Origin of the sequence: Lutispora sp., from assembly GCF_041687175.1 — a bacterium.
Taxonomy (GTDB): domain Bacteria; phylum Bacillota; class Clostridia; order Lutisporales; family Lutisporaceae; genus Lutispora.
Genome location: NZ_JAWLCK010000012.1, coordinates 30516 through 41665, shown reverse-complemented (window position 1 = coordinate 41665; position 11150 = coordinate 30516). Strand labels below are relative to the sequence as shown.

General features: G+C 35.5%; 11 protein-coding genes and 7 tRNA genes. 2 read left to right on the top strand and 16 right to left on the bottom strand.

Going from position 1 to position 11150, the window contains the following annotated elements:
- Positions 1–782: M24 family metallopeptidase (locus ACESM9_RS03780; protein ID WP_372995436.1), on the bottom strand; the 782-nt coding region annotated here is incomplete at its 3' end.
- A gap of 224 nt (positions 783–1006) precedes the next feature.
- Between ACESM9_RS03780 and ACESM9_RS03775 the strand changes: the two genes are divergently transcribed.
- Positions 1007–1420, top strand: coding sequence for a hemerythrin domain-containing protein (locus ACESM9_RS03775; RefSeq protein WP_372995434.1), 414 nt, complete (start codon positions 1007–1009; stop codon positions 1418–1420).
- Between the two features lie 91 nt (positions 1421–1511).
- On the opposite strand, the gene ACESM9_RS03770 is transcribed toward ACESM9_RS03775, so the two are convergent.
- From ACESM9_RS03770 to ACESM9_RS03760, 3 genes are all read right to left on the bottom strand, one after another.
- Positions 1512–2033, bottom strand: coding sequence for a PolC-type DNA polymerase III (locus ACESM9_RS03770; protein ID WP_372995432.1), 522 nt, complete (start codon positions 2031–2033; stop codon positions 1512–1514).
- A gap of 166 nt (positions 2034–2199) precedes the next feature.
- A complete protein-coding gene (locus ACESM9_RS03765; RefSeq protein WP_372995430.1) occupies positions 2200–2814 on the bottom strand; it encodes an N-acetylmuramoyl-L-alanine amidase family protein in 615 nt (204 codons plus the stop codon).
- Positions 2815–3050: 236 nt separating this feature from the next.
- Entirely contained in the window at positions 3051–4205 is a 1155-nt protein-coding gene (locus ACESM9_RS03760; protein WP_372995428.1) for a Fic family protein, read from the bottom strand.
- A 520-nt stretch (positions 4206–4725) separates the two neighbouring features.
- On the opposite strand from ACESM9_RS03760, the gene ACESM9_RS03755 reads away from it, so the two are divergent.
- Positions 4726–5901, top strand: a complete 1176-nt coding sequence (locus ACESM9_RS03755; RefSeq protein ID WP_372995426.1) for an ISL3 family transposase — start codon at positions 4726–4728, stop codon at positions 5899–5901.
- Positions 5902–6100: 199 nt separating this feature from the next.
- On the opposite strand, the gene ACESM9_RS03750 is transcribed toward ACESM9_RS03755, so the two are convergent.
- From ACESM9_RS03750 to ACESM9_RS03695, 12 genes are all read right to left on the bottom strand, one after another.
- A tRNA-Arg gene (locus ACESM9_RS03750) sits at positions 6101–6177 on the bottom strand.
- A gap of 38 nt (positions 6178–6215) precedes the next feature.
- Positions 6216–6290, bottom strand: a tRNA-Gly gene (locus tag ACESM9_RS03745).
- A gap of 23 nt (positions 6291–6313) precedes the next feature.
- Positions 6314–6397: transfer RNA gene (locus tag ACESM9_RS03740), tRNA-Leu, on the bottom strand.
- A 63-nt stretch (positions 6398–6460) separates the two neighbouring features.
- Positions 6461–6536 (bottom strand) — tRNA-Gln (locus ACESM9_RS03735).
- A 12-nt stretch (positions 6537–6548) separates the two neighbouring features.
- Positions 6549–6625, bottom strand: a tRNA-His gene (locus tag ACESM9_RS03730).
- Between the two features lie 14 nt (positions 6626–6639).
- Positions 6640–6716 (bottom strand) — tRNA-Arg (locus tag ACESM9_RS03725).
- 5 nt (positions 6717–6721) lie between these two features.
- Positions 6722–6795, bottom strand: a tRNA-Gly gene (locus ACESM9_RS03720).
- Positions 6796–7026: 231 nt separating this feature from the next.
- Positions 7027–7641: an XTP/dITP diphosphatase gene (locus ACESM9_RS03715; RefSeq protein ID WP_372995424.1), complete on the bottom strand. Its 615-nt coding sequence runs from the start codon at positions 7639–7641 to the stop codon at positions 7027–7029.
- Positions 7616–8386, bottom strand: coding sequence for a ribonuclease PH (rph, locus tag ACESM9_RS03710; RefSeq protein ID WP_372995422.1), 771 nt, complete (start codon positions 8384–8386; stop codon positions 7616–7618). Before rph ends, ACESM9_RS03715 begins: the two co-directional genes overlap by 26 nt.
- An 82-nt stretch (positions 8387–8468) precedes the next feature.
- A complete protein-coding gene (locus ACESM9_RS03705; RefSeq protein ID WP_372995420.1) occupies positions 8469–9515 on the bottom strand; it encodes a GerMN domain-containing protein in 1047 nt (348 codons plus the stop codon).
- 60 nt (positions 9516–9575) lie between these two features.
- Positions 9576–10073: a metallophosphoesterase gene (locus tag ACESM9_RS03700; protein ID WP_372995418.1), complete on the bottom strand. Its 498-nt coding sequence runs from the start codon at positions 10071–10073 to the stop codon at positions 9576–9578.
- Positions 10074–10183: 110 nt separating this feature from the next.
- A complete protein-coding gene (locus ACESM9_RS03695) occupies positions 10184–11113 on the bottom strand; it encodes a metal ABC transporter substrate-binding protein (protein WP_372995416.1) in 930 nt (309 codons plus the stop codon).
- Positions 11114–11150: the final 37 nt, after the last annotated feature.

The following is an 11150-nucleotide window of genomic DNA, read 5'->3' as shown; positions in this document are numbered from 1 at the left end:
CCAGTCATACCCGGCATTATTAGTTCTGTTGCCCTTAATTGAGCCCTAAGCACAGTATCATATATCTCCTTCTGCCTTTCTGAAGCCTTTCCTATAACTACTGTCCTTGTCATATCTGAATAATACCCTTTATAGATAATTCCCATGTCGATAACAACAAAATCTCCTGGTTCTATCTTTTTATCAGTCGGCCTTCCATGAGGCATTGAGGATCTGGCACCTGATGCTACTATAGGCATGAAAAAGTAGGTCTCTGCATCTTTATCTATCATTTCCTTCAATATCAATGCATTGACTTCCTTTTCAGTCATACCTGCCTTAATACTTTTAATAACATCCATCATTATTTCATCTGTAATCCTGCATGCCTCTTTAAATAGTTCCAGCTCTTCTTCGGATTTGATCATCCTTATTTCATTTAACATCCTTGAACCATTTACAAACTTTGCTGAAGGCACATTCTTTTCAAACTCTTTGTATAATCCTGCAGTCATGAAGTCCTCTTCTATGGCAATAGTTTTATATCCTCTTTCATTCAAATATTCAAAAATGGTGTAATCCTTATGGATTGAAACAAGCTCATAATCGGGACATTCTTTCTTGACTTGTGTAAAGTATCTGAAATCTGTAGCAAAATCAGCATTCTTTTCACTTACCACAGCATATCCGGTACTTCCGGTAAAACCGCTTATGTATCTTCTATTGATTGGGTTCATTGATAAATATGCATCTATATTCTCATCTTTCATTCGCTTCCTCAGGTCTTCTATAGGTTTTTTCATATTACCACTCCTCATGGGCTTATTATTGTATCATCACTGCTCATAGTATATCACATACAATGTCCTCTTTCATGCCAGGAAGTTTAGCTTCTGAGCCTTATATAGTTAAATTTCGTAATATTTGTTACAGAAAAAAGCAATACTTACCATTACAATATCAATATAAGGATTGCAATTTTATATTATCTATACAATTACACTATGAAAAAGAAAGGAAGAATTAAATGAGCAATTTGAATTTGCTTAAGAGACAACATAGAGATATTTTAACAATTATCAACAATATTGAAACCTTGATTATGAATGATAATCTGGCTGTATACGCAAAAGATATTTCATATAATTTAAATATCTTGGCAGGTAAATTAAAAATGCATTTGATTTCTGAAGACAAGTTCTTGTACCCTCAACTCATGAATAGCAACAAAGAAGATGTATGGAATATTGCACATGCATTTAATTATGAAATGGGCAGCGTTGCTGAAAGCTTTACTTCTTTTGTTCAAAGATATAATGTACCTGGTAAAATTCTTAATAACAAAGAAGGTTTTATTGCAGAAAGCAAGATAATTTTTGACATGATAAAAAACAGAATAAATAAAGAAGACGATAAGCTATATCCTTTGCTTGAATATTAATGTATTATTGCTTTGCCTAAACATCACAATATGGGAGGCAATAAAAAAATAATACGTGGTTGTTGATTTCATCAAGGAGGAACTCATAACACTAAACAACTTGTTTATCATCTTGAGACATTTTTATCATTATCTCAGCAACTACCATAGCATCATAAAGTCCCCTATGCTCAAGCTTGTTTATAACACCTAAATGGCGAGCAACAGTATTCAACTTATGATTCTCCAATCTAGGATAATGCCTCCGGGATAATGCAAGGGTATCGATTACCTTGTTGGTTATACGACATCCCAATTTCATACCCTCATGGTTTATGAATTTCATATCAAAGGAAGCATTATGAGCAGCAATAGGCAGACTTCCGATAAACTTTAAGAATAAAGGTAAAGCATCTCCTATTTCAGGGGCATTACTCACCATTTGCTGGTTAATGCCATTTATCTCTGTTATGTGTTTTGGAATAATGCAGCATGGATCAACAAAGGTCTGAAACTCATCAATAATTTTATAGTTTATCACCTTGACAGCTCCAATTTCTAATATTTTGCATGGTGGAGCGAAACCAGTGGTCTCCAGATCAAATGCTACAAAATCCTTCGGTATCTTGATCATATTTATACCTCACAATCCATAAAGTAGTTATTCAAATTTTAACATAAATTCTATTCCAAAATCATTAGTTTTTCGCCAGATATTCATGCTCAAATCCAATATTTATATGCTGTAGAAGTATCAGAGGATACTGTGCATTACAAAATACGAGAGGATAGCCTCTCAACTACCCTCTCATTCTATACAGCATTGTCCACACTTCTTCTCTGGTTACAACATCCTTTGGTCTAGTAGCATCGCTTATTCCATTTTCTTTTACCCATTTCCATGCATCCTTTGCCCAATCGCTTACTTTATCTTCTTCTTGTTGCTTTAATAACTTATCCATTTCCTTTTGAATTCTGCCTAAGAAATCATTCCAATAGGGTAGTATCTTCCATGGACACTGTTTTCCTGACCAGCTCTTGTGAGTGCGTACCCTATCTATACCCCATCCACGCTCAACAAGCATTTTTGCTATTAATTCTATAGCATTTTGTTCATTCTGTTTGTAGTTGCCACTCTCGCATATCTCTATGCCTATGCTGGTACTATTCCCTTCGGCTTTTCCGCTGTGATAGGCTACTTCATCTAAAGGTATGCATTCAACTGCCTGTTTTTCATCTATTGCAATATGAAAGCTAGCAGTTCTTTTATTATCAGGATTCACTAACCAATTTCTTTCGTTCATTGCAGTGCTTTTAGGATTGCCTGTATTGTGTACAGTAATAGATGTCATATTTGCTTTTATTCCAGGCCTTTTTCCTTTTCTTATAGGAATGTGATTTATAACATATTCCATACTCTTCACCACCCCACTATATCTTATTCGATTCTAGAATACTTGTTCAATATTTCATCATACAAGCAATTCATAATCTTATTTTAATTATATAATAACTATAGTTACTATAATTTTCCCTGAATCTCCATATAGTTCGACTTTCGCACTTGAGTTCATATGCTTATTTCTGGATATAAAGGGCAGTATAGAATACAACGACGCGTTTATGATTTTAATAAGGATATCAAAACTGTTTATTTCAGCTCTGTGCCTGCTTGTAAAATATTAATATATCCAAAATAAGAGAATTTTCTATTACGTTGAGCATTCGAGTTACTTCTCAGTAAACCTATATTGCAGAGCTCATTAACTAGTGTACTTGCTGTTGGATATGATACTTCTAACATTTGAGAAACTTTATTAACAGTTACAATTGGATTCTCAAATAGCCTTTCTAAAAGTTTTAATCCGTTTGATGGGTTTCTTAATTGCTGATTTATTTTTAATGCATGATGATCTTTCATTTCAAGAATTCGTTTTGCAGTATCAATTGCTTCATCCGACACCTCAGCTATACCTTTAAGAAAAAACTTTAACCATCCTTCCCAATCACCTTTTAATCTTATATCCATTAGACGATCATAATATTCAACACGATTTTTTTTGAAATAAAAACTCAAATATAATAGAGGTTTTGATAATATTTTTTGTTGGTATAGCCAAAAAGTTATTAACAATCTTCCCATTCTCCCATTGCCATCTAGAAATAGATGTATCGTTTCAAATTGAGCATGGATCAAACCTATCTTTATCAGTGGTGGTATGTCATCATCATCATTTATAAACATCTCCAAATTATTCATGGCATCTAGCATTTCTGGTACTGGCGGGGGAACAAATGCTGCATCTAAAAGAGTAGATCCAGCAGGTCCAATCCAATTTTGTGACTTTCTGAATTCCCCCGGATTTCTTTCTCCACCTCTAGCATTTTTAAGTAAAACACCATGGATTTCTCTTATTAGTCTTAAACACAAAGGTAAATCCTTCAGTCTTTCTATACCATAGTTCATAGCATTTACATAATTCACTACTTCTTCAACACTTTTTTCTTTGTATTCTTGGTTTTCTTCATCATTTTCAAGTATATCTATTAATGATGCTTGCGTACCCTCAATCTGTGAACTTAAAACAGCTTCTTTTTTTACATACATTGCAACAAATAAATCAGGATTGGGTAGAGTTTGAGTTATGCCATCCAATCTACCTAATTTTCTGTCTGCAGCAGACAATAGATTTATCATTTCGCTGTCTATATGTATAGGTGGATCTGGCGGCAAAGGATTTGGAATAAATGCAGCGTAATTAGATATCTGCCTTATAAACCTGCCTGAACGATTCTGACTTTTCATAGCATACAACAACTCCTTTAAATATAGATAATTAATATCATATTAAAACTTATATATTTTTTTTAATAAAATCCCGCTAAACTAAATATTATTTACATATATTTTAATAAGAACATTAAAGAAGCAACCTTATTAAAATTTTAGCTTATTTTTTTTAATAAAGCAATTATTATAGCTAACTTATATGTAGTTTTTTGTATAATTGGTTTTAAATACTATTTGCTCACAGAGTACACCTTAACATTCTATTATGTTAAGTAATAGCAAATTATTAAAATTTAGTTTTGACTTATTCTATAGATGCGCGTCTACCTGCTTCAGTCGCTTCGCTCCCTATCACGCAAGGGTGGAAAAATACTCCCGTTCGAGTACCTTTACTAGCTACCTAAACATAAAGGGTTCTATAATTAATATTGGGGTGTAAAATCTCTAACATTTTTTCAAAAAAAGATGCACTTATAAGCAAAACTCTCTAAAATGTTAATTGCGGAGAAAAACATTGAAAGGAGTTTTGATATAAGTGCACTCTTATTCTACTGCAAATTTATTAAATTTAAAAGGGGTTTTTGTAAATAAGGTTTCCCATTCTTATGAAAGCATCAAAATATTTATTTCTACCAAGCCAAAGAAAACTAAATGCCCTCTTTGCGGTTTAGTAACTTCAAAAGTTCATGATTATAGAAATCAAATAATCAAGGATCTACCTATCTCCGCAAAATATGTATACCTGGTACTTAGAAAGCGAAGATATGTCTGCAGCTGTGGCAAGAGGTTCTATGAGAAATATGACTTCCTGCCAAGATATTACCGTATGACAAATAGGATGGCTGCTTATATTTGCGATGAATTAACAAAGTCCGTTTCTTTATCATTTGTTGCTGAACAATCAAATGTATCTGTACCAACAGTAATAAGGATATTTGATAGAATTCAATACCCAAAGCTCAATAAGTTACCTGAAGTACTTTCTATTGATGAGTTTAAAGGTAATGCAGAGACTGGGAAATATCAGTGTATACTTGTTGACGCAAAGAAGAATAGAGTCTTGGACATTCTGCCAGACAGAAAACAAAACTGTCTTATTGAATATTTTTCATCAATTCCAAGGCACGAAAGGCTTAAGGTTAAGTTCTTTGTTTGTGATATGTGGAATCAATATGCTGATATTGCCTGTATCTTTTTTCCAAATGCAATAATAATCATAGATAAGTATCACTTTATTAGGCAAGTTACATGGGCTATTGAAAACGTTAGAAAAAGAATTCAAAAGACTATGCCAGCAGCATTAAGGAAGTACTACAAACGAAGTAAAAGTCTTATTCTCAAAAGAAATCATAAACTTACTGAAGAAGATAAACAAGCCCTTGATTTGATGCTTTTATATAACGATGATTTAAGACAAGCATATTTACTTAAAGAGTTATTCTATGATATATGCAATATGAATAAGTACTCAGAACAAAGAAAAGCATTCTTAGACTGGATAAAATATGCTGAATCAGTTGGTATCAAAGAATTTGAGTCCTGTATTGGTACATTTAGAAACTGGCACAAAGAAATCTTAAATGCCTTTAAGTATGGCTATACAAATGGAGCAACAGAAGGGTACAACAACAAGATTAAAGTATTAAAACGAATATCCTATGGCATAAGAAATTTCAATAGATTTAGAAACAGAATTTTACATATATGCTAAATTAACAATTAAAATACATAGAAAATCCGCAGTCAACGGGAGTTGGCTTATTAAGTGTGCAAAAAAACATCATCTTCATCTACATAACACTAAAATGCTCATAAAACAAGTTAAGGGTAGGAATTTTTAAGATTCCCACCCCAACAATTGACAAAGAGTCTTAAACACTACATTGTTATGTAGTGCCTACAGTTTCTTATGGTGCGCCCAGAGGGACTCGAACCCCCGGCCAACTGATTCGAAGTCAGCGACTCTATCCAACTGAGCTATGGGCGCTTATGTATATTTCTTAACTTTTCAAAAATAAAAATAAATGGAGCGGGTGACGAGATTCGAACTCGCGACTTTCACCTTGGCAAGGTGACACTCTACCACTGAGTTACACCCGCGTACTCCATTGATTGCTTGTAAATGGTGCGGGATAAGGGACTTGAACCCCCACGTCGTTGACACTAGATCCTAAGTCTAGCGCGTCTGCCAATTCCGCCAATCCCGCATATTTAGTTTGTTGCATATTACATGGTCGACATATTTAACAGCCAACCAGTCAAAGAAAAATTGGCTGGGGTGGCTGGATTCGAACCAACGGAATGCCAGAGTCAAAGTCTGGTGCCTTACCCCTTGGCTACACCCCAGGATGTCATTTATGGGGTGGATAGTCGGAGTTGAACCGACGGCCTCCAGAGCCACAATCTGGCGCTCTAACCAACTGAGCTATACCCACCACAATTATATAAATGGTGCGCCTGAAGGGAGTCGAACCCCTGGCACACGGATTAGAAGTCCGTTGCTCTATCCAACTGAGCTACAGGCGCATGTATGGAGCGGGTGAAGGGAATCGAACCCTCGCGATCAGCTTGGAAGGCTGACGTTCTACCATTGAACTACACCCGCTTGTTATTTAATTGTTACCGACATTTATAAATTATAGCATCTGTTTTATGGTCTGTCAATAACAATTTTTACATGATTTCCAAAGGGTTATAGCGTATATTATTTCTAATTGTTAATGTTAAATCAGAAACCTTTCTTAGTATATAAGAATTTTATCTTTCAGTCAATAACCAAAAAAGCACAATTTAAAAGTATTGTTTTGTTCTATCTATTAATTTCTACATTGTTTCTTTATTTATTCGTGTTTTGTGATGCTGATTGAATTAATTCCTTTTTTAATTTCTCCAATGCATTGGCTCTGTGACTTATTTTGTTCTTTTCTTCTGAAGTTAATTCAGCCATGGTCTTGTCCAATCCATCGATTATAAAAAGAGGATCATATCCGAAGCCATTATCTCCTTTTTCTTCATGTCCAATAGCTCCATTTATATAACCTTCTGTAATTATTTCTTTGCCGTCAGAAAATATAAAAGCTATTGCACTGACAAATCTGGCTTGTCTTTTGTTCTCCGGAATATCTTTCATATTCTGCAAAAGTTTTTTATTGTTTGCCTTATCCTTTTCATTTCCTTCTACTCCTGCGTATCTTGCTGAGTATACTCCGGGTTCTCCATTTAATGCAAAGACTTCAAGGCCTGAATCATCTGCGATGCTGGCCTTTCCTGTTAGTCTCCATATCTCTCTGGCTTTTATCAGTGCATTCTCTCTGAAAGTAGTTCCATTTTCCTCTATATCAATTTTTATTCCTACATCATCCAGAGAAAGCACCTCATACCCAATGTCCTTTAGTATAGCTCTTATCTCTTCCAGCTTGTGCTGATTATTGGTTGCTGCTACTACTTCCAATATTTCCAACTCCTATCTTATCAGCCAGTTCTCCAAGGCTTTGCTTTTGTATTTTAATTAATTCCATTATGCCCTTTTCTGCGTATGTAAGCATTTGGTCCATTTCTTGTCTGGTAAATGGTTTTTCTTCTCCTGTACCTTGTATCTCTACCAGCTGACCCTTTTCTGTCATGACGATATTCATGTCCACCTGGCATGTAGAGTCTTCTGCATAATTCAAATCCAGCATTACAGTATCATCTTTTATTCCCGCACTGACAGCCGCGACAAAGCTATTCAACGGCATCTTTGAGATTTTTCCCTGTTCCAGAAGCTTGCCAAAAGCATCTGCCAAAGCCACAAAAGCCCCCGTTATTGAGGCAGTCCTTGTACCTCCGTCTGCTTGTATTACATCACAATCGATAAAGATAGTTATTTCTCCTAATGATTCCAAATCTACCACTGACCTCAATGCTCTTCCAATAAGCCTTTGTATTTCCATGGTTCTACCGTCAACTTTACCTCTGCTTGAATCTCTAGGCTTCCTGACTTCCGTAGAGCGAGGAAGCATACCATATTCTCCTGTAACCCAGCCTCTTCCCTGTCCTTTCAAAAAAGGAGGTACTCTCTCTTCAACACTGGCAGTACAAATAACCTTTGTATCTCCCATTTCTATCAGCACGGATCCTTCAGCATGCTTTAAATAATTCCTGGTGATCTTAACAGGCCTTAGTTGATTTAATTCTCTTCCATCTATTCTCTCCATTTTCATTCATCCTTTCATACAGCAGTTACCTTATGTACTTTAAATAAAACCCACTTGAGTTAACCCAAGTGGATATCAAATTCTATTCATAAAAATTCACGAATACGGGCACATCCAGATATTCATTTGAGCCGATGCTGTCAGTGTCGTCTATGGTTTGTCCGTTTACATACAGTCTAACCTTATTTATAGCCGGAAACTCCTTTAGAGTTAATGTCACAGATTTAATTATAGCTCTTTCTTCTGCAGCAGAACTTACATTGAGTATTTCCTTCGAAAAGTTTACATAGGCGATACCATCATTGACTTCCACATCCAAAAGTCTGGTGCCTGCAGGGAAAGGATTTACAAGCCCTGTGCCTGGATTTGGTCCCTCCAGCAACACATCCAAAGCTGCCTGGGCACTGTTTGTGTACCCTGAAACAAGTTTTGTCAATGGAACAAAATATGAATAATTTCCTTTTCCCTTCTTTTGATAGTATACCATAACCTTTGATAATTTATCACTTAAATTTTCCGGTTTTACTAAGTTGATTTCTGTTCTTTTTAAAGCTTCGCCAATTTTTGTTCCGTAGGGCATTTCATCAATGGTTTTTCCATCAACCCTTATTTGTACGGATTTAATATTGGGAAACTCTGTCAAAGTGTATACCAGCGCCTTAACACCTAAAGCTTCTCCTTCTGCGCTGTCAAAATTTAAAAATTCTTGGGAAAAATCCAAAATAGCTAAACCGTCATCCTTTATTACAGCCCCGTTTATCTTAGTTCCTTGAGGTAATGTTGGCAATAATCCTGTAGGCTTCAAGTCTTCCATCAGTTCAGGACTGTATATTATGCCCTTTATTGCAGCCTTAGCCAATCCCAAATCACCCTTGGGTATGTATCTCATTACAGGTACCAATAAATTTTCATAGTCCTTATAATATAATACTGTTGCTCTTGTATCATTGGGCTGCTCTGCTGAAACTTCACTCAAGTCTTCTGTTACCCTTTCCTCCTCTTCCACAGGCTCCATTTCTACTGCTGTTTTCTTGTTGAAAAATTCCCTGAGAGAGGTTAGTGGATTGGTGCATCCTGTAAGAGTTATGCATAATAGGACAACTGCTACCACCAAAAGTTTTCTTTTCAACCTTTTCACCCCCTAAAAGTTCTATATTATATATATTAGAGGGCTACAAGGTATATTCATTTATTTAAGTGGGTCGAAGTACAGTATCTCGCCTTCTATGGAATCATTTATATATAGAATACCCAATGAGAAACTAGGTTGAAATCTTCTGTCTGTCGGAGAACCAGGGTTAAAAAGAAGGACTCCTTCAAATACTTCATTATAGGGCGCATGGCTATGACCAAACACTATGCAGTCAACTTTATCTTCCATGAATTCAGCGTAGGCATTTAAATATGTCTTATCCCGGCCATATCCATGGGTTAAACCTATCCTTTTGCCTCCTGCTTCAATAATTCTTCTTTCTCCATACTTTTCATATATTTCAAAGCTGTCATTGTTTCCTGCCACCGCGTATACAGGTGCTATAGTCTCTAAGTCTGTTATTACATCCTCCAACAACAAGTCCCCAGCATGAAGTATAAAGTCTACTCCTTTAAAAGAATCAAATACAAAATCAGGAAGAGCTTTAGCTCTTCTTGGTATATGGGTATCTGATATAACTCCTATTTTTATCATTTTTCCTCCGTTAATGTTCCGAATTTAGATAAACCATTCAATGGGTTTACCATACGATGTTTATAATAAGATTCTTCGCTTGCGCTCAGAATGACAGATTATCGTGTGTTTCATTGTAGTGCTTTTTTTAGGTTTTCCAAATTTTCATACATTATAGTTATGTAATCCATTCCTTTATCCATCTCTTCTTTCGTTAAGCCATGGGCTGCATTAAGAGTTAACACTTCCCCGTCTATTTCTCTTGCAATGGTTTCCGAGTATTTAGGATTAACAAATTTCTCAACAAATATATATCTGATATTGTTGTCTCTGCAAATTTTCACAATCTCACCTAGCTTTTTAGTGCTCGGTTCCTGCTGGGGAGAAATTCCCCTTATAGGAATCTGTTTCAAATCATATTCTTTGGCAAAATATCCAAAGGCTTCGTGTGAAGTTACTATGATGTTTGTATTAAAGTTTTTGGCAGCTTCTCTTATATCATTATCCAACTCGTCAAGACGAGCTGCAAGTTTATCATAATTGGCTCTATAATGCTCTTCATTGGAGCTATCCATTTCAATCAATGCATTTAGTACATTCAATGCTTCCTTTTTCAGATTCATTGGACTTACCCAGACATGAGGGTCATAGTTACCATGATCATGGTCATGATCTTCTTCTCCGCTTATAAGTTCTATGCCTTCGCTTGCTTCAACTATTTTTGTTCTGCCGGTATCCATATTTTCAATGACCCTGTCAACCCAACGCTCCATGCCGGCACCGTTGTATATGAAAATATCGCTTTCCTGAAGCTGTGCCATAGTCTTTAAAGTAGGCTCCCAATCGTGAGGTTCTACCCCTGCAGGTATCATATTGATGACTTCAGCTTTATCCTGTGCAATTTCTTCTGCAATAAAATACATGGGATAAAAGCTGGTAAATATCTTTAGCTTACTCTTCCCCTCATTATTTATAACATTGTTTGATACATCTTTTTCACAGCCTGTTATTATAAAGACTAATGCAATTAGTAGAATAAATATTGTTACTGCTCTTCTCATACTATACCTCCATTTGCAAATCATTTGCATTTACATT